Source organism: Streptomyces sp. NPDC091416 (assembly GCF_044756845.1).
In the GTDB taxonomy this organism is placed as follows: Bacteria; Actinomycetota; Actinomycetes; order Streptomycetales; family Streptomycetaceae; genus Streptomyces.
In genome coordinates, this window is record NZ_JBIVTU010000001.1 from 710632 (window position 1) to 727793 (window position 17162).

The following is a 17162-nucleotide window of genomic DNA, read 5'->3' on the forward strand; positions in this document are numbered from 1 at the left end:
GCCTCATCGCATCCCGGGGCAGGCACCTCACCGCGCCCCGCCCGGGCCGCCGCCCCGCCGCGGCCCTCGCCGCCGCCGCGCTCTGCGCCGTACTGACCGCGGGCTGCGGGATCAGGACGACCTCGGTCCCCGTCGATGCCGGAGCGGCCCCCTCCCGGGTGCCGTGCGCCATGCCCGCGGAGGACATCACCACCCAGGCCCAGCAGGGCATCCCCGTACAGATCTATCTGGTCTGCGCCTCGGAACTGGTCACCGTGGACCGCGCGGTGCAGGTCCCGGAGACCGCGTCGGACCGGCTCCGGATCGCCCGGGCCCTCCTGGACGAACTGCGCCTGGAACCGCCGAACGCGGAGGCGCAGGCGGGTTTCTCCACCCACGTCCCCGGGACGCTCCGCGTCGACGGCCCCCACCCGGGCGACCCGAAGGCCACGCTGCGTCTCAGCGCGCAGCCGGAGGACCTGCCGTCCGAGGCCCTGGCGCAGATCGTCTGCACGTTCACCGAGAGCGAGTCGCTGGTCCCCGACGAGTCGGTGACGCTCGGCGGCCCGGGCGACTACGCACCGCGCGCCTACCTGTGCACGACGGAGACGAAGGCCAGCCCGGAGTCCGTGCCGACGGCGGACACGGCCCGGCTGCCCTGAGCCCGCCCTGCTGTCCCGCGCCGCCCCCGGCGCCCCGCGCCGGGCCCGGCTGCCTGAGCCGGCCCGGTCGCGAACCCTTCGGGGCAGGTTCCGGAACAGGGTGAGCCAGGTCTCCCCCGACCGAGCGGAACCGATCCTGCCGCCCCCCGCGTCTTGGCTGGCGTGCGTCAAGGTTCGGGCGGCCAAGCCGTCATCCGCTTCCGCGCGGTCGGAGTGTCACTGCTCCTCGCGCATCTGCTGCTCGTCGGGTGGCTGACTCTGCGCCCCCTGGACGTGCCGTGGATGACCGCCGCCAACCTCCAGCCGTTCGCCGGCATCAAGGCCGACCTGTCCCTGGGCCCGGTCGCCGCCGTCCGCCACATCGGCAAGGAGCTCCTGCTGCTGGCCCCGCTGGGCGTGCTGCTGCCGCTGGCCGGAGGCCGGCTCCTCGTCTCCCCGTGGGCCTCGCTGACCCGTACGGTCGCTGCCGGAGCGTTGATATCGCTGGCCATCGAACTGGGCCAGACCGCGGTGCCCGGGCAGGTCGTCGACATCGACTCGCTGCTCCTGAACACCGTCGGCGTCGGACTCGCCCACATCCTCGTGGTCCCCGCCTGGCGGTCGCGGCTGCGCCGCCGCGGGCAGCAGCGGGGCCGGACACCGTCCGGGTCCGGGCACGAACAGCCCCGGACCACCCGGGGCGCGGCGGCATCCCCCGGGAACGGACACAGGTCTCCGGGGTCGACCCCGACGATTTCCAGGGTCGGTATCGCCCCGTAGAGCGACGCTTCACCCCCGTTGCCCGAGCCATCCTGGATACACCGGGAGCGCGACGAACCGCTCCCTCCGCAGCAACGGTTCGCGAAGGAGCCCACCATGGCCGCACTTGCCCGCCCCCGTGACGGACGCATGCTCGGCGGAGTGTGCGCAGCGCTGGCACGGCGCTTCGGCACCTCCGCGAGGACCATGCGCATCGTCTTCGTCGTCTCGTGCCTGCTGCCCGGCCCGCAGTTCCTGCTCTACCTGGCGCTGTGGCTGCTGCTCCCCCAGGAGCAGCCGTCGTCCGCCGCGACCGCCTGGTAGCCCCGCACGCACGCCTGTGGGCGGACACCCGTTGCCGGGTGTCCGCCCACAGGCGTGTGCGAGGCGGACCTCAGCGGCCGAGCGGCAGCCCGTTGGCCGACAGGCCACTGGTCGTCAGACCACCGGCGGGCATGCCGCCGAGGAGGCCCTTGGCCGGGGCGGCGACGTCGCCCAGGACCTTCGTCTGGCTGGTGCCGAGGAGCTCGGTGGCGGTGTCCTGGACCGGCAGGGTCGACGTGGCGTTCGCCAGGGCGCCGGCGACGGGCAGGGCGCTGGTCGCGGCGTCCAGCGGCAGCGCGGAGGCGGACGCCGTACCGGCGGCGGCAGCGGCGAAAGCGGCACCGAGGGCGGCGACACCGAGAGTCCTGGCAGCAGACTGCTTCATGTGAAATTCATCCTTGGGGAAGGGGATGTGAGGGGGTCTGCAACGTAGTCAGCTCTCCGCCCGTCCCGCAAACATCGAAAATCACGGAAAACGGCCGGGAAAGTGATTCCCGGCCGTTCCCCGAAGGCGTCCGTTCAGCCGGCGACCGAGGTAGAAACGCTGGTCGCAGCGGTCTGCTCGAAGAGCCATTCGGACTTCAGCTCGGCGTATCCGGGCTTGATGACGTCGCTGATCATCGCCAGACGTTCATCGAAAGGAATGAATGCTGATTTCATCGCATTGACGGTGAACCACTGCATGTCATCGAGCGTGTATCCGAAGGTCTCGGTCAGCTTCTCGAATTCCCGGCTCATGCTCGTCCCGCTCATCAGCCGGTTGTCCGTGTTCACGGTGGCCCGGAAGTGAAGCCGGCGCAGCAGCCCGATGGGGTGCTCGGCGTACGAGGCCGCGGCACCGGTCTGCAGGTTGGAGGTCGGGCAGAGCTCCAGCGGGATGCGCTTGTCCCGTACGTACGAGGCGAGGCGGCCGAGCTTCACGCTGCCGTCCTCGGCGACCTCGATGTCGTCGATGATGCGGACCCCGTGGCCGAGCCGGTCGGCGCCGCACCACTGGATGGCCTGCCAGATCGACGGCAGGCCGAAGGCCTCGCCGGCGTGGATGGTGAAGTGGTTGTTCTCGCGCTTGAGGTACTCGAAGGCGTCGAGGTGCCGGGTGGGCGGGAAGCCCGCCTCGGCGCCCGCGATGTCGAAGCCGACAACGCCCTGCTCGCGGTAGCGGTTGGCCAGCTCCGCGATCTCCAGCGACCGCGCGGCGTGCCGCATCGCCGTGAGCAGCGCGCCCACCCGGATCCGGTTCCCGTCCTTCCGCGCCCTGCGCTCTCCCTCGCGGAAGCCCTCGTTGACGGCCTCGACGACCTCTTCGAGGCTCAGACCGGCTTCCAGGTGCTGCTCGGGGGCGTAGCGCACCTCGGCGTAGACGACACCGTCGGCGGCCAGGTCCTCCGCACACTCGGCGGCGACCCTGACCAGCGCCTCACGCGTCTGCATGACGGCACACGTATGGGCGAACGTCTCCAGATAGCGTTCCAGCGACCCGGAGTCGGCGGCCTCCCGGAACCAGATGCCGAGCTTGTCGGGATCGCTCTCCGGAAGTCCTTCGTATCCGTTGACCGCGGCGAGTTCGACGATCGTCCCGGGGCGCAGGCCGCCGTCGAGGTGGTCGTGGAGAAGGACCTTGGGGGCACGCCGGATCTGATCCTGGCCGGGCACATTGAGGGTCGGGCTCATCATCCACGCACTGTAGCGCCTACGCGCGTAGAGCGCTGCTGGACGGCGCTCGCCGATACGTAACAGAGACCGCGAATACGGGTGGCGTACACCTGCCCTTCTGACACTGTTACGTCATGGCACAGCGCGCACTCCCCCTGCCTGCTGCAAGGCTGGGACGGGCCGTCAGGACGGCCGGAGAATCCACCACGGTCAGCGGCGTGGTCCTGCTGCTCCCGGACGGCGAGCCCTACTCGCACCGCCGCCCCTCCCCTTTCACCTACGCCCTCCAGCTCCCCCTGGCCCGCTCCCTGGCCCGCGCCGGCGGCACCGACGGCCTCGCCGCGCACGTCGTCCACTACCGCTGCCGCGGCTGGAACACGACGGAGGCGCACCTCGCGGCGGACGCCGAATGGGCGGTGGACGAGGTCGTACGCCGCTACGGCGACGTCCCCGTCTGCCTGGCCGGTCACGGCATGGGCGGCCGCGCGGCACTCCGCGCGGGCGGTCACCCGGCGGTCACCTCGGTCCTCTCCCTGGCCCCCTGGCTCCCGGGCGACCCGGACGCCGAACCGGAACCGGTCAAGCACCTGGTCGGCCGCCAGGTCCTGCTGGTCCATGGCACGAACGACGCCCGCTCGGACCCGGAGTTGTCCTTCCGCCTGGCCGAGCGCGCGAAGAAGTCCAACCGCGACACCTGCCGCTTCGAGGTCCATTCGGACGGCCACGCGCTGCGCCAGCACCACGCCGAAGTAGCCGCTCTGGCCGCCGACTTCGTCCGCGGCTCCCTCTTCGGCCGCAGCTACGCCCGCCCGGTCGCGGACGCCCTGGCGGCTCCGCCCCCGCTGGGCCTGCGGATGCCGTTGGCCGCGGGGTTCGGGAAGTCGTTGCGGGGGTGACGTGACCCGGCGCGGCCGGCCCGTCGCCCGTCTACGCGCTCGTGCGCCGGCTCGCCCGGTCCCTCTCTCCCTGCGGGAGCGCGTCAGCGACCAGCAGCCGTGGCAGCAGCTCCGGTTCGAGCGTCATCGCCCGGAAGACGAGCGCGACGCTCACGTCGTGGTCGGGCCGGTGCACGATCTCGACCGGGTCCAACGCCCTGATCTCTCCCGGCTCGATCACGCGCAGATAGGCGCCGGGCACCGCGGCCCGGGTGAACCGCTTGATCCAGCCCTCCCGCTCCAGCCATCCCTGGAACGTCGCGCAGGGAATCCGCGCGCAGGACACCTCCAGGACCACGTCCGGCCCGATGCGCCAGCGCTCGCCGATGAGGGCGCCGTTGACGTCGAGGCCGAGCGTGGTGAGGTTCTCCCCGAAGGCACCGCCGGCGAGCGGCCTGCCCAGCTCGGCCTCCCATCCGTCGAGATCCTCACGGGCATAGGCGTAGACGGCCTGGTCGATACCACCGTGATGATTCACGTCGTAGACGCGGTCACCCACCAGACCGACCTCACCGGTCCCCTTCGGGCCGGGAGCGATCACACCGACCGGCCCGGTGACGGGCCGCTTGTCGATTCCCGTCGCGCTGAGGCCCTTCCACGGGTTGGGCCGGGGCCTGCCGACATTGACGGAGAGCAGCTTCATGCGCGCGACGGTACGGCGCTGCGCATGCTACGGCGACTCATTTCCTTTCCAGCCCTTGGGAATCGATCACCTGGGCACGAAGTTCTCTGCGCAGGACCGTAGAGCTGTGCCGGACCGTCATGCCCACCCGTAGATACAGGTCGAGCGCGCCGGTGTCCGAGTGCGTCCACAGGACGCAGGAGCTGCGGCCCGCCCGGTGGAAGGCCCGGAACGTGTGGCACAGCAGCAGCCTGGCGAGGCCACGGCCTCGGTGGTCGACGCGTACGGCGACCTGCTCGACGTACCCCTCGCCCGATCCGGGCACGTCCAAAGCCAGCGCGCCACCGACCAGTTGACCACCACAGAAGGCCAGACTCGATTGCGCCGGGGCGAACGCGGGCCGGTCGACGGTATGGGCGGCCCACTCCTCGTACGCCTGCCGCCGCTGCTGCCACTCATCGAACGCGTCCTGTACGAGGGTGTGTGCGGCAGGGCCGTCGCCGACGCGGAACGGCCGCACCGTCACACCCGTCGGCGGCTCGGGCACCGCGGGTTCGGCCGGCATGGCGAACTCCAGCTGCCACGCCGTCACCAGCGGCCTGAACCCGCGTGAGCCCAGCAACGCGACGGCTGCGGCATCCGCGTCGGGCACGGTCTGCACGATGCCGTCGCAGCCGGTCTCCCGCGCCCGCGACTGCACCCAGTCCAGAAGCGCCGCGCCCAGGCCCCGGCCCCGGTGCCCGGGATGCACGTCGACCTCGGAGCGCCGGTCCACCCAGGCCCAGGCGGCCGGACTCCCGGCCCGGTCGAGGACGAGCACGGTATCCGACTCCGGCACCAGACCCGGCCGCGAAAGATCGGCGGCGACGGCACCGGCGTCGCTCCGCACGCGCCCGTACACCTCCCGTTCGCAGGCCGCGACCAACGCGTGGACCGCCGGAATGTCGTCGGCGTTCACGGGCCGCGAGCGGTAGCCGGGAGGCAAGGACAGGGCTGTCGAAGGCATCAGCGGACCCTAGCCGCAGGCCGATCTGCCGGTCCAGGGCACGGCTCTCCGGACGCACCCAGGGGCCGACCCGCGATTCCTGGCGGGACAGCCCTCAGTCGGGGATTCCCGGCATGCCCCAGTGCGCGCCTCTTTCGCCGACCTCGGCTGCCGGGCATGCACTGCGCCATGCCGTGAGAGCCGGCGGGCGGCCCGGGCGTCCGAAGAGGAGCCGCCCGCCCTGCAGGCTCAGGCGGAGACTGGCCAGGTCGAGGACGTTGTCGTGGATGAGGAGGACGCGGACCACGTGCTGGGGGTCGTGTTCGGTGGTCCGTCCGCCGACCCGGCGGAGGCGGAGTCCGGCTGGCCCGTCGGCTTCGCCCGGGACGAGACGCACCTCGATCAGACGCCGTCGGTCCCACGCCCAGTACACGATCTCCCCGAGCAGGTAGAAGGCACCCACGAAGAGGACCCACGTGGCGTCCGAGTCGATCCAGAACAGCAGACCGAGAAAGCCGAGGCAGGCGGCCGTGACCCCGATGCGCCGGAGTCGCGGAATCATCTGCATGCTCTTGTCGTCCGCGTCCCAGATCAGGTCGTCGCTGACAGCCATGCCGCCATCATGGGCCGTGTCCGCCCTCACGGAAAGCCCGCAGCTCACTTCCAAGGACAGCTGCTTCCACGGGAGTTCGGCTCCGGCAGGCCGCGCATCGGACCGGTTCCGTGACTGCGCGGCACACCGCCTCAGGCCGTCAGCGGCTCAACCGACCTGAGTCTCGAAGCCGTTGTCCTGGCAGTACTGCACGACGAGCCCGCCCGCCTCGCTCTCATTGCTCTTCAGCGCCGCCGCCGTGGCCTCCGCGAGCGAGCGGCCGCCTCCGACAGATTCGTCCCGGAGCGGCTCCATCGCGAGGAAGACGTCATCGGCGACGGCCCCGACCATGTCGTACCCCGACGCTTCCTCCGCCTCCGATCCCTCCGTCTCGGCGTCCGCCTGTTCCGCCCGCGCGTCCTGCCACGCACCGAGCTGCGTGCAGTAGCTCTCGCGCTGCTCGGTCAGCCGCTGTTCGCTCTTGCCGTCCGAGGAGGAACACCCGGCTGTCACGGCGACCAGGGCAAGCACGGGAACGAGCGTCCTGATCAAGCGAGCCATGCCATCCCCCGATTACCACCGCTTGTACGTGCCCTGACCACTCAACTGCCGCAGCAGGATACCCACATCGGCCGAGCTGACCCCGCCTCGCTCTCACCCCTTCACGGGGCCACCCGGCGGGCGCGCGGCGTCCTCGCCGCGGTCCGCGTCCGGTTCGGCGTGGCCGCCGGAGTCCGGCACGGGTTTCACGTGGAGGATCTCGCGGACCTGTTCCGCGGCGCGGAGAATGCTCTCGCTGATGAAGTCGCTGAAGCGGGCGATGTTCTCCAGGCGGGCGGCGGCGGGGCTGTCGCGCCCGAGGACGGCGACGCCCTGACGCGCGGTCTCCGCTATCAGGGCGCTGCCGTGGGCACTGGCGATCGTCGACCGGTACCAGACGTCGTCGTCGACGAAGTAGCGCTCGCGGCGGCGTTCGTCGCGCTGCCGCAGGACGAGTCCCTGGCTTTCGAGGAAGCCGATCGCCTTGGAGACGGATGCCGGGCTGACCTGGAGGTGCTGGACCAGTTCGGCCGCGGTGAGGCTGCCCGCGTCGGCGACGAACAGACAGGTCAGCACCCGGGCCGTCATCCTGGGCAGGCCCTGCTGCATCAGGAGGGTGGTGAACGCCTCCTCGTACTCGCGCACCGCCTCGTCGTCGCGCCCATCGGCCGGCACCGGGGCCCCCTGGCCGCGCGGCGGGGCCTGCTTGCGCCGGTGGGCGCGGCGTTCGGTGGCGCGGTGGGCCAGATCGGCGCGGTAGGCGGCGGGGCCACCGTTGCGCATCACTTCACGCGTGATCGTCGAGGTGGGGCGGTCGAGACGCCGGGCGATCTCCGCGTAGGCCAGGTCGTCGGCCAGCCCGAGTGCGATCTGCTGCCGTTCCTGCTGAGTGAGCCTGCCTCCCGGCATCGCCGCCTCCTTCGTGGTCCGTGAGGGCGTCAGCGTAGCGTTCGACCACAACTCAATGCAATGACCACCCCTCCACGCATTGCATTAGCCGCACATCCATTGCAACGAAATACCGATTCCCACCTGCACGTATGGAAGTTGAGCGCAACAACCTCGTTGCCAGGTCTTCGAACGCAACGTAGCTTTTCCGTTGTAAGAAACGAAGAACGCACACGAGGAGAGCATCATGCAGAAGTTCGACACCCCCGCAGCCGTCTCCGCCCTGGTCGACATCGCCGCCGGGCGCGTCCAGGTCATCGCCGCCGACCGGGCCGACACCACCGTCACGGTCCTGCCCGCCGACGCCTCCAAGGCCCGGGACGTGAAGGCCGCGGAGCAGACCTCGGTCGAATACGCCGACGGCACGCTGCGGATCAGGACCCCGGCGGGGAAGAACCAGGTCCTCGGCGCATCCGGGTCCATCGAGGTGACCGTCCAGCTGCCCGCCGGCTCCCGCGTGGAGACGAAGTCGGCCGGTGCCGGGTTCCGCGGCGTCGGACGACTCGGCGACGTCACCTGCGAGGGCGCTCTCGGCACGGTCAGGATCGACGAGGCCGCGAGCGCGCACATCACCGCCCACGCTTGCGACATCACGGTCGGCCGCCTCACCGGCGCCGCGCAGATCAGCACCCAGAAGGGCAGCATCCACATCACCGAGGCCGCCTCCGGCACGCTCGTGCTGCGGACCCTGACGGGCGACGTGACGGTCGGCGCCGCCCGCGGCGTCTCCGCCACCCTGGACGCCGGCACCGGCTACGGCCGGGTCGACAACACGCTGAAGAACACCGAGGGAGCCACGGCCGGCCTGAACATCCGGGCGACCACCGACCACGGCGACATCACCGCCCGCAGCCTCTGAGGACCCGCGGCGCAACCGCCTCGGCTCCAACCAGCCCGCGATTCGCCTGCGGGGCCCTCGAAGAGCCGTACACGACGCACACCACACACGACCAGGAGAACCACATGACGAAGAACAGCCCTTCCTCGACCGGTTCGACGTGGACCGGCATGGTGCCGGTCGACGACACGGCCCTGGCCGTGACGGACACCGGCGGCTCCGGAACCCCCGTGATCTACCTCAACGGCCAGTTCGCCACCCAGGGCTACTGGCGGGCGGTCATCGCCGAACTGGGGCCGCAGTGGCGGCACATCACCTACGACGAGCGGGCCCGCGGAAGGAAGTCGAAGCGTTCCGCGGACTACTCCTTCGAGGCCGCCGTACGGGACGTCGACGCCGTTCTCGCGGCCAGAGGCGTCGACCGGGCACTCGTGGTCGGCTGGTCCTACGGAGCGTTCGTCGCAGCGCACTGGGCCGCCCGCAACCCCGCCCGCACCCTGGGCGTCGTCATGGTCGAAGGCGCCCAGCCGCACGACTGGCTGGACGACGCCATGGAACTGCGCATCCGCAAGACCTTCCGCCGGCTCAACCTCTTCATGCCGCTGCTGCGCCCGACGGGCCTGACCCCGCGCATGAGCGCCGACCAGATGGCGGACTGCAACATCGAACTCGGCAAGATCGCCCGCGAGCGCGAACTGGGCCCCGTACTGGACAGCATCACCGTCCCCGCGCGGTACGTGGTCGCGTCGGGCAACTCCCTCGGGAGCAAGGGCGACGAACAGGAGCTCATCCGCGCCAGCCTCGACGGCGTGGCCGCCCGCAACGCACACATCAAGATCAGCGCGAAGGTCGCCAGCAACCACGACGCGATCCTGAAGAAGGACTTCAAGGCCGTCGCCGAGGCCGTACGCGAGGCCGCCGCCTCCGATCAGGGCCCGCGCTGAAGACCGGACCGGGTGCCCGCGCGCACGGGTCACCGCTCCGGCCCCGGCGGCCGGGGGCTGCGTCGCGCCCGAGGCCGTACGGCGGGGGCGCATCGGCACGGAAGGCCCACGGCCCCACGCGCGTCGCTCCGTCCGCACCCGGCCTCTCACCCGGCAACCGGCACCGTCTCCGCCCACACCGTCTTGCCCGGCCCGATCCGGTCGCTCACGCCCCACCGGGCGGCGATCTCCTCGACGATGAGCAGACCCCTGCCCCCATCGGCCTCCGGGTCGGACCGGGGCGCGGCAGCGGGGTCCGGGCGGGCCTCGTGGGTGTCGGAGATCTCGATCCGTACGACTCCGGTTCCGTACGCGTACGAGAGCCGCAGTTCGAAGTCGCGGCCCGGCACGCGCCCGTGCAGGACCGAGTTCGCCGCGAGCTCCGCGACGAGGAGGGCCACGGTGTCGGAGAGCTGCGTGCCGTACGGAACACCCCAGACGTCGAGCTTCCACACGGCCAGACGCCGCGCGAGGGTCGCGCCCAGGCGGGTGGCGGAGCAGCGCTGGACGAACACGCTTACGGTTACGGCCGGTTGGGCTTGCAGTGCTGTCATGCGCCAAGCGTTCCGCCTCACCCCACGCTTCCAGCAGGAACGACGCCCATACAGATCCACCTGTATGGGTTGACGCTCTGGACGGGGTGGGTAACCGTCCGTGATCATTGTGCGCGTTGATCGATGCGCGAAGGACGGGGCGGCGATGACGGTGGACCGCGAGAGCACCACGACGGGCGGCGAGCCCGAACTGTCCGACAGCCTGCGGACGTTCGGGGCCGTCCTGAAGGCCCTGCGTGAGACCGCCGGTCTCACGCAGGAGGATTTCGCGCCCCGCGTGCAGTACTCACCCGCCTACATCGCCAAGATCGAGCAGGGCAAGCGTTTCCCGCCGGAGAACCTTCCGGAGCGCGCGGCAGAGGCCCTGGGGGCGGTCGCGGGCAAGGTCCTCGGCGCCGCCGCGCGGAGTCTGCGCAGGAGGGCCGGGCTCGCCTCCTGGTTCCAGCAGTGGGCGGGGATCGAGGAGGAGGCGATCACGCTGTACGCGTACGAGTGCCGGGGCGTTCCTGGACTGCTCCAGACGGACGGATACATCCGGGCGGTCTTCGAGAGGCGCCTCCCACCGCTCGCGGAGGACGCGTTCCAGCAACAGGTGGCCGCACGTCTGGCGCGGCAGGAACTTCTTCCCGGACGACCCAGCACATCCTTCTCGTTCCTCATCGAACAGGCCGTCCTGGAACGCCGGTTAGGGGGTACGCAGGTCACGTCCGCCCTCATCGACAACCTGCTGACACAGGGTGGGCGCCGCAACGTCGAGGTTCTCGTCATGCCGCTCAGGCAGCCGGACCACTCCGGCATCGACGGGCAGATGTACCTCGCCGAGGCGCCCTCGCACACCTGGTTCGGCTACGTCGAAGGGCATGACAGCAGCACCCTCCTCACTGACCCGAAAGTGGTCAGTGCCATGCTCCAGCGCTATGGCAAGATGCGCTCACAGGCGCTGAGCCACGAGGCCTCGGCGGGCCTGCTGAAGCAGATGCTAGGAGCGCTATGAGTACCGAACTGGCCTGGTTCAAGAGCAGCTACAGCGGCAGCGGCGGCGACAACTGCGTCGAGGTGGCCCTGCGCCCCCACGCCGTCCACGTCCGCGACTCCAAGGACACCGCCCGCCGCCCGTTCACCGTCTCCACCGCGGCGTGGGCGGACTTCACCGCGTACGCGTCCACATCCCGCACCCGCTGACCGACTGCCCCCTCAGTCCGGCAGCAGGTTCCCCCGTCGTGACAGCAGGAACTTCTTGAACGCGGCGACCGGCGGGGTGTCCGGGTGTCCGTCCAGCCAGGCCACGCCGATCTCCCGAGCGGCCCGCGGTGCCGTCACCGTCAGTTCCACGACCCCCGGGCGGGCCACCGCCGGAGGCGGGAGCAGCGCCACGCCCAGGCCGGCCGCGACCAGGCCGCGCAGGGTCTCCGCCTCCTCGCCCTCGAAGGCGACGCGGGGCACGAAGCCCGCCTCCGTGCAGAGGTCGTCCGTGATGCGGCGCAGGCCGTAGCCGGGTTCCAGGGTGACGAAGGTTTCGTCGGCGGCCTCCGCCAGGCGGATGCGGCGGCGGGTGGCCAGGCGGTGGTCCTCGGGGACGACCAGGCGCAGGCGCTGTTCGTCCAGGCGGCGGGTCACGAGGTCCGGGGCGTCCGGGACCGGTGAGGTGAGGCAGAGGTCGAGGCCGCCCGCGCGGAGGCGTTCGATCATGGCTTCGCCGTAATTCTGGACGAGCTGGAAGCGGACCCGGGGGTGGTCGACGCGGAAGGCGCGGATCAGGGCGGGGACGGTTTCCGAGCCCATCGTGTGGAGGAAGCCGAAGGCGACCTTGCCGGCGGTGGGGTCGGCGTCGGCCCGTACCGAGTCGGCGGCCTTCTCGACCTCCGCGAGTGCCCGCTCCGCCGAGCCGAGGAAGGTGCGGCCCGCGGGGGTCAGGGAGACCGTGCGGCCCTTGCGGGCGAACAGCGCCACACCCAGGTCCTGTTCCAGGCGGACCATGGCGCGCGAGAGCGTGGACTGCGGGACGCCGAGCTCGTGTGCGGCGCGGGTCACGTGTTCGTGACGGGCGACGGCCTCGAAGTACGCCAGGCGCGGCGCGAGGACCGCGCGGATGTCTTCTTCGTAACTGCTTGGTGACAGCCGAGGCTGTGAGCTGTGCTGATGCGCCATGGGATTGATTATCGCGTGTTTGTGCATTGGACGCATGAAAGGCGGCGGCATACGTTCGTGGCATGCCTCCTGCCAGTACCGGGGCGTCCACCCTCATCGTGGCCGCCTCGCCCCAGTCGTCCCCCGCACCCGTCGCACCCAGCACGTCCGACCGGCTCGAACCCGGTCGACCCGGCTATCGCCGGATGAGCTTCGCGCTCTTCGCCGCCGGTGTCGCGACCTTCGCGCTCCTCTACTCCACCCAGGCCCTGCTGCCCGCCGTCTCCGCGTCCTTCGGCGCCACGGCCGGGCAGGCGAGCTGGACGGTGTCCGCCGCGACGGGCGCGCTGGCGCTGTGCGTGCTGCCGATGAGCGCGCTGTCCGAGCGGTTCGGGCGGCGGCAGATGATGACGGCCTCGCTGGTGGTCGCGGTGACCGTGGGACTGTTCGTACCGTTCGCGCCCTCGCTCGGCTGGCTGATCGCGCTGCGCGCGGTCCAGGGCGCGGCGCTCGCCGGTCTGCCCGCCTCCGCGATGGCGTACCTGGCGGAGGAGGTCCGGCCGAAGGCGCTCGTCGCCGCGATCGGACTGTTCGTGGCCGGCAACAGCATCGGCGGGATGAGCGGGCGGATCCTCACCGGCTGGGTAGCCCAGGCGTGGGGCTGGCGGGCCGCGCTCGGCGCGGTCGGGCTGCTGGCCGTGGCGTGCGCCGTCGTCTTCCACTTCATGATCCCGAGGGCCCGGAACTTCACGCCCGGTTCGCTGAACCCGAAGGCCCTCGCCAGGACGGTCGGCGCGCATCTCGCCGATCCGCTGCTGCGCCGGCTGTACGCGATCGGCGCACTGTTCATGACGGTGTTCGGCGCGGTCTACACGGTGATCGGCTACCGGCTCGTCGAGGCGCCGTTCAACCTCCCCCAGGGTGTGGTCGGGTCGATCTTCCTCGTCTATCTGGTCGGCACGGTGTCCTCCGCGGCCGCGGGCAGGCTCGTCGCCCGGCTGGGGCGCCGGGGCGCGCTGTACCTCGCCGTCTCCACCACGGCCGCCGGTCTGCTCCTCTCGCTGGCCGACCAGCTGGCCGCCGTGCTGCTGGGCCTGGTCCTGATCACGGCCGGCTTCTTCGCCGGGCACGCGGTCGCCTCGTCCTCGGTGAGCCGCACCGCCACCACGGGCCGCGCCCAGGCGTCGGCGCTCTACCAGTCGGCGTACTACCTGGGCTCCAGCGCGGGCGGCACGCTCGGCGCGGTCGCCTTCCACGCCGGGGGCTGGGCGGGCACGGTCGCGCTGGGACTGGCCGCCGTCCTCGGGGTCGTATCGATCACGCTGTACGGGACCCGGGCGGCCCGCGCCCAGCGGGTGCGGGCGTCAGCCATGGTGTCCGTACAGAACTGAGACATTCGGCGCACAACCTTCCACTCCCCGACGCGCGTCTAGCAGGCGGAATCACCGCACTGTGCGCGAAGGGGAGTTGGCGGTTATGGGTGTCATGGGGAAGATACGGAACGCAGGGGCCGCGCGGACGCGGCGCGGGCTCGCGCTGGCCGTCGCCGGTCTGACCGCGGTTCCGGCGTTCGTGCTCGGCACCGGGGGCACGGCCCAGGCGGCGTCGTGCACGACGTCCCGGGGGCCGTACCAGAAGCAGGTCGAGAAGTACCTGCACCTGAAGGTGGACGGCAAGCAGTCGGCGGCCGACTGCAAGGCGATCCGCTCGTTCCAGAGCAAGTACGGGGTCACGCCCACCATCGGATACGCCGGGCCCGTCACCTGGCGCACCATGCAGACGCTCGCCGCCCAGAAGGCGGCCGGGAAGACCCCGAACAAGGCGAAGAAGTGCCCCACGAACAAGGGGCGCATCGCGTGCGTGGACCTGACCCGGCAGATCACCTGGATCCAGGACGGCAGCAAGCTGCGGTTCGGGCCGGTGCCGGTGCGCACCGGACGGGACGGGTACGAGACCCGGACCGGTGCGAAGAAGATCTACTGGAAGCACAAGAACCACGTCTCGTCGCTCTACCACGTGGCGATGCCGTACTCGCAGTTCTTCGACGGCGGGCAGGCGTTCCACGCGGTGGGCGTGAAGATGTGGAACCCGCCGGGGTCGCACGGTTGCGTCAACATGCGCACCGCCGACGCGAAGTCATACTGGAACCTGTTGAAGAACGGCGACGACGTGTACGTGTACGGGCGCAAGCCCGGAACGTGACCGCTTCTGCTCTTCCCGCCCCCGTTGTCAGTGCGCTGCGGTAGCTTCCGAAGTGCTGAAGTGAGCGGTGTCACGGCGCAACAGGGGTGAGCGGGAGCGATGACTGATCTGACGGCGGCGACGACCGATATCGACAGTCGTCTGGAGGGACACCGGGTCGAGCTGACCGGGTACTGCTACCGGATGCTCGGCTCGGCCTTCGAGGCGGAGGACGCGGTCCAGGACACGCTGGTGCGCGCGTGGCGCAACATCGAGAAGTTCGAGGGACGTTCGTCGCTGCGGTCCTGGCTCTACCGCATCGCGACGAACGTCTGCCTGGACATGCTCAACGCGGGCAACAAGCGGGCCAGGCCCGTCGATCTGTCCGGCCCGACGCCGCTCGCGCAGGCCGCGCTCAATCCGCTGCCGGAGAACACCTGGCTGGAGCCGATGCCGGACGGGCGGATCCTGCCGTCGGTCGCGGACCCGGCGGAGGCCGCCGTGGCGCGCGAGTCGGTACGGCTCGCGTTCGTCGCCGCGCTCCAGCACCTGCCGCCGAAGCAGCGTGCCGTACTGATCCTGCGCGAGGTGCTGGCGTGGAAGGCGGCCGAGGTCGCCGAGCTGCTCGACACCTCGGTCGCCTCGGTCAACAGCGCCCTCCAGCGGGCGCGGGCCACGCTGACCGATCACCAGGGCGACGCCGCCACCGCCGACGCGGCGGACCCGCTCGACGAGGAGCAGCGCAAGCTCCTGGAGCGGTATGTGGCGGCGTTCGAGGGCTACGACATGAAGGCCCTGACCGCGCTCCTCCACGAGGACGCCGTGATGACCATGCCGCCGTTCGACCTCTGGCTGCAGGGGCACGACGACATCGCGGGGTTCATGACGTCGATCGGCGCGTCCTGCGCGGGCTCCCGGCTGGTCGCCACGTCGGCGAACGGCACCCCGGCGTTCGCGCACTACAAGCCGAACCCTGACGGGCCCGGGTTCGTGCCGTGGGCCGTGCAGGTCATCGACATCCAGGACGGGGCGATCACGGGAATGCACTGCTTCCTGGACACCCCGCGCTGGTTCCCGCTGTTCGGGCTGCCGGATCATCTGGAGGCCGACGCCGCGTGAGGCCCCGGCTGGTGCACGGGCTGGTGGCCGGGTGGGTGGTGCTGGCCGTCGCGGGATGGGGGATCACGCAGTGGGTCGGTGAGCCGGCGGCGACGTCGGGCCCGGCCCGCGTCGTGCCGCCCGCCTCCGGCGCGGAGCCGGGTCCGCAGCCGGAGTCCGACTGCGCGGCGGCGGGGGCGTTGCGGTCCCCGGCGCCGGATCCGTCGGCCACGGCCTTCCCGGGGAAGGCCTCGGTCGTGGGGCCCGACGGGCAGGCCCGGCTCAGCCGGGTGGTCTGCGACCACGCGGTCGCCGGCGGCTGAGGCGACGGCGCCCGGCGCGGCGCCCTGCCCCGCCGCGGAGGGCCTCCGCGACCGCCCCCGTCCGGCCCGCGCCCCGGTCAGATCCACTTCCGGCGGGCGGCCTCCATGCCCAGCTGGAAGCGGGTACGGGCGCCCACCTGCTCGCCCAGCCGGTGGATGTGGCGGCGCACGGTGCGGACGTTCCAGCCGAAGGTGCGCGCGATGCTGTCGTCGGTGTGCCCGGCGGCCAACATGCCCATCAGGTCCTCGTCCCCGCTGTCGAGAGCCGGGCCGGCGGTGGACGCGTCCACGTTGGCCAGCAGGATGGACCGGTTCCAGACCGCCTCGAAGAGCGCGCACATCGCGTCCAGTAACGCCGATGCGTGGATCAGGTAGGACGCGTCGGCGCTGCCCGCCGGGATGAGGGCCTTGCGGCCGTCGCACAGCAGCATCTTCATCGGCACCTCGCCGACGCGGGCCCGCTCTCCGCGGCGGACGCTCTTCCAGATCTCCTCGATGCGGCCCGGCAGCGCGATCGCGGACCGGTCGTAGACGACCCGGAACTCGACCTTGCGGACGTCCAGGCCCTGTGCCTCGTACTCGCTGTCCTCGCCGACGTACGGCGGCCGGTCGAAGAGGCAGATCTGCTCCCGTGCCTCCTGGTGGAGCATGGTGATCTTCTTGCGCACGTTCGCGCGGCCCTCGATGACCTCGACCAGGTCGGCCGGGTGCTGCCAGGTGGCGGCCGCCCGGCGATGGATCTCGGACAAGCCCTGCACGTGCTCGCGCAGTTGCAGCAGTTCGTACTCGCGGCCCGCGATCAGCGGGGCCGCGGCCGCGTCGGGCGCCACCGCGGCGAACCGTGCGGGGCGGCCCGGCAGCCGGGTCGCCAGCCCCTGGGCGGTCAGGGCGGCCAGAGTCCGCACGATCTGGCCCCGCGGCAACGCCAACTCCGCGGCGAGCGTGGAAGCGTCCGCGTGACGGCACCTCACCAGGGCTTCGTAGACCCGCGCATCGAGATCACCGATGCCCACCGCTTCCCACATTCCGGCCCATCCTCTTCAGGTCAGGTGTCCTCAACCGGCAACGTACATCCTCTTG

At 71.3% G+C, this 17162-nt stretch carries 22 protein-coding genes; 12 read left to right on the plus strand and 10 right to left on the minus strand.

What is annotated here, in order from left to right; genetic code table 11:
* The first annotated feature begins 5 nt into the window (after nucleotides 1-5).
* From ACIQMX_RS03005 to ACIQMX_RS03015, 3 genes are all read left to right on the plus strand, one after another.
* Nucleotides 6-641: a GerMN domain-containing protein gene (locus tag ACIQMX_RS03005; RefSeq protein ID WP_402475576.1), complete on the plus strand. Its 636-nt coding sequence runs from the start codon at nucleotides 6-8 to the stop codon at nucleotides 639-641.
* 162 nt (nucleotides 642-803) lie between these two features.
* Entirely contained in the window at nucleotides 804-1400 is a 597-nt protein-coding gene (locus ACIQMX_RS03010; protein ID WP_363072671.1) for a VanZ family protein, read from the plus strand.
* A 96-nt stretch (nucleotides 1401-1496) separates the two neighbouring features.
* Entirely contained in the window at nucleotides 1497-1703 is a 207-nt protein-coding gene (locus tag ACIQMX_RS03015) for a PspC domain-containing protein (RefSeq protein WP_363072673.1), read from the plus strand.
* Nucleotides 1704-1773: 70 nt separating this feature from the next.
* On the opposite strand, the gene ACIQMX_RS03020 is transcribed toward ACIQMX_RS03015, so the two are convergent.
* Nucleotides 1774-2088, minus strand: a complete 315-nt coding sequence (locus ACIQMX_RS03020) for a hypothetical protein (RefSeq protein ID WP_219568771.1) — start codon at nucleotides 2086-2088, stop codon at nucleotides 1774-1776.
* Nucleotides 2089-2222: 134 nt separating this feature from the next.
* On the minus strand, nucleotides 2223-3377 hold the full coding sequence (locus ACIQMX_RS03025; RefSeq protein ID WP_363072675.1) for an adenosine deaminase: 1155 nt from the start codon (nucleotides 3375-3377) through the stop codon (nucleotides 2223-2225).
* 113 nt (nucleotides 3378-3490) lie between these two features.
* Here ACIQMX_RS03025 and ACIQMX_RS03030 point away from each other — a divergent pair, with 113 nt between their 5' ends.
* Nucleotides 3491-4252: an alpha/beta hydrolase gene (locus ACIQMX_RS03030; protein WP_363072677.1), complete on the plus strand. Its 762-nt coding sequence runs from the start codon at nucleotides 3491-3493 to the stop codon at nucleotides 4250-4252.
* Nucleotides 4253-4283: 31 nt separating this feature from the next.
* On the opposite strand, the gene ACIQMX_RS03035 is transcribed toward ACIQMX_RS03030, so the two are convergent.
* The 5 genes from ACIQMX_RS03035 to ACIQMX_RS03055 form a co-directional block, all read right to left on the minus strand.
* Nucleotides 4284-4934 carry an MOSC domain-containing protein gene (locus tag ACIQMX_RS03035; protein ID WP_402474556.1) on the minus strand — a complete coding sequence of 217 codons (651 nt, stop codon included), beginning with the start codon at nucleotides 4932-4934 and terminating at the stop codon, nucleotides 4284-4286.
* A gap of 37 nt (nucleotides 4935-4971) precedes the next feature.
* The gene (locus tag ACIQMX_RS03040) at nucleotides 4972-5919 is read right to left on the minus strand and encodes a GNAT family N-acetyltransferase (RefSeq protein ID WP_402474557.1); all 948 of its coding nucleotides are present in this window, start codon (nucleotides 5917-5919) and stop codon (nucleotides 4972-4974) included.
* Between the two features lie 94 nt (nucleotides 5920-6013).
* Nucleotides 6014-6511, minus strand: coding sequence for a hypothetical protein (locus ACIQMX_RS03045; RefSeq protein WP_402474559.1), 498 nt, complete (start codon nucleotides 6509-6511; stop codon nucleotides 6014-6016).
* Between the two features lie 147 nt (nucleotides 6512-6658).
* Complete coding sequence (locus tag ACIQMX_RS03050; protein ID WP_402474561.1) at nucleotides 6659-7051, minus strand: hypothetical protein; 393 nt, start codon at nucleotides 7049-7051, stop codon at nucleotides 6659-6661.
* A gap of 93 nt (nucleotides 7052-7144) precedes the next feature.
* Complete coding sequence (locus ACIQMX_RS03055; RefSeq protein ID WP_402474563.1) at nucleotides 7145-7939, minus strand: helix-turn-helix domain-containing protein; 795 nt, start codon at nucleotides 7937-7939, stop codon at nucleotides 7145-7147.
* A 226-nt stretch (nucleotides 7940-8165) separates the two neighbouring features.
* On the opposite strand from ACIQMX_RS03055, the gene ACIQMX_RS03060 reads away from it, so the two are divergent.
* Both ACIQMX_RS03060 and ACIQMX_RS03065 read left to right on the plus strand, forming a co-directional pair.
* Entirely contained in the window at nucleotides 8166-8837 is a 672-nt protein-coding gene (locus tag ACIQMX_RS03060) for a DUF4097 family beta strand repeat-containing protein (protein ID WP_402474565.1), read from the plus strand.
* Between the two features lie 104 nt (nucleotides 8838-8941).
* The gene (locus tag ACIQMX_RS03065) at nucleotides 8942-9760 is read left to right on the plus strand and encodes an alpha/beta fold hydrolase (RefSeq protein ID WP_363072697.1); all 819 of its coding nucleotides are present in this window, start codon (nucleotides 8942-8944) and stop codon (nucleotides 9758-9760) included.
* A 146-nt stretch (nucleotides 9761-9906) separates the two neighbouring features.
* Here ACIQMX_RS03065 and ACIQMX_RS03070 read toward each other — a convergent pair whose 3' ends face one another.
* Nucleotides 9907-10353: an ATP-binding protein gene (locus tag ACIQMX_RS03070; protein WP_402474566.1), complete on the minus strand. Its 447-nt coding sequence runs from the start codon at nucleotides 10351-10353 to the stop codon at nucleotides 9907-9909.
* Between the two features lie 145 nt (nucleotides 10354-10498).
* Between ACIQMX_RS03070 and ACIQMX_RS03075 the strand changes: the two genes are divergently transcribed.
* Nucleotides 10499-11347, plus strand: coding sequence for a helix-turn-helix transcriptional regulator (locus ACIQMX_RS03075; RefSeq protein WP_363072701.1), 849 nt, complete (start codon nucleotides 10499-10501; stop codon nucleotides 11345-11347).
* On the plus strand, nucleotides 11344-11535 hold the full coding sequence (locus ACIQMX_RS03080) for a DUF397 domain-containing protein (RefSeq protein WP_363072703.1): 192 nt from the start codon (nucleotides 11344-11346) through the stop codon (nucleotides 11533-11535). Before ACIQMX_RS03075 ends, ACIQMX_RS03080 begins: the two co-directional genes overlap by 4 nt.
* 12 nt (nucleotides 11536-11547) lie before the next feature.
* On the opposite strand, the gene ACIQMX_RS03085 is transcribed toward ACIQMX_RS03080, so the two are convergent.
* Nucleotides 11548-12501 carry a LysR family transcriptional regulator gene (locus ACIQMX_RS03085; RefSeq protein WP_402474569.1) on the minus strand — a complete coding sequence of 318 codons (954 nt, stop codon included), beginning with the start codon at nucleotides 12499-12501 and terminating at the stop codon, nucleotides 11548-11550.
* Nucleotides 12502-12563: 62 nt separating this feature from the next.
* Between ACIQMX_RS03085 and ACIQMX_RS03090 the strand changes: the two genes are divergently transcribed.
* The 4 genes from ACIQMX_RS03090 to ACIQMX_RS03105 all read left to right on the plus strand — a co-directional run bounded on the left by ACIQMX_RS03090 (nucleotide 12564) and on the right by ACIQMX_RS03105 (nucleotide 16082).
* Complete coding sequence (locus tag ACIQMX_RS03090; RefSeq protein ID WP_402474571.1) at nucleotides 12564-13871, plus strand: MFS transporter; 1308 nt, start codon at nucleotides 12564-12566, stop codon at nucleotides 13869-13871.
* Between the two features lie 94 nt (nucleotides 13872-13965).
* The gene (locus ACIQMX_RS03095; RefSeq protein ID WP_402474572.1) at nucleotides 13966-14682 is read left to right on the plus strand and encodes a L,D-transpeptidase family protein; all 717 of its coding nucleotides are present in this window, start codon (nucleotides 13966-13968) and stop codon (nucleotides 14680-14682) included.
* 99 nt (nucleotides 14683-14781) lie between these two features.
* Nucleotides 14782-15780 carry a sigma-70 family RNA polymerase sigma factor gene (locus tag ACIQMX_RS03100; RefSeq protein ID WP_402474574.1) on the plus strand — a complete coding sequence of 333 codons (999 nt, stop codon included), beginning with the start codon at nucleotides 14782-14784 and terminating at the stop codon, nucleotides 15778-15780.
* Nucleotides 15777-16082 carry a hypothetical protein gene (locus ACIQMX_RS03105; protein WP_402474576.1) on the plus strand — a complete coding sequence of 102 codons (306 nt, stop codon included), beginning with the start codon at nucleotides 15777-15779 and terminating at the stop codon, nucleotides 16080-16082. The genes ACIQMX_RS03100 and ACIQMX_RS03105 overlap by 4 nt, the downstream gene beginning before the upstream one ends.
* Nucleotides 16083-16159: 77 nt before the next feature.
* Here ACIQMX_RS03105 and ACIQMX_RS03110 read toward each other — a convergent pair whose 3' ends face one another.
* On the minus strand, nucleotides 16160-17107 hold the full coding sequence (locus tag ACIQMX_RS03110; RefSeq protein ID WP_402474578.1) for a helix-turn-helix domain-containing protein: 948 nt from the start codon (nucleotides 17105-17107) through the stop codon (nucleotides 16160-16162).
* Between the last annotated feature and the right edge of the window lie 55 nt (nucleotides 17108-17162).